Below are 295 nucleotides of genomic sequence, written 5' to 3'. Positions count from 1 at the left end.
TGTCGCCGATTGCTCGTTTAACTGCGCTTCCGGCAGTAGAACGCCGCGAATCAAATAATCGACGCCGCTTCCCTTCACCAGCGAACCCACCTTTTTCCCTTTCAAATCAGCGGCTTCATGAATCCCGGAAGCATCCTTGGTCAAAAGTCCGAATTTACCGTCGTCCACTTTGGCAATGACTTTAAACTGTGCGCCGCGAGATGCCCAGTTGACGGCTGCGGGCATTCCGGCATATGCGACATCCAGCTGTCCGGAAGACAATGCCTTATACAAATCAGGGCCAGTGGCAAAAGAG

1 protein-coding gene is annotated in these 295 nt (G+C 52.9%); it reads right to left on the bottom strand.

The genetic code is table 11. From position 1 onward, the window contains the following. On the bottom strand, window positions 1-295 hold a 295-nt coding region (locus tag ACZYR9_RS27725), incomplete at both ends, for an ABC transporter substrate-binding protein (RefSeq protein ID WP_488981510.1).

It is taken from the genome of Paenibacillus sp. F024 (assembly GCF_057814255.1).
This window is presented reverse-complemented; position numbering and strand designations above follow the sequence as displayed.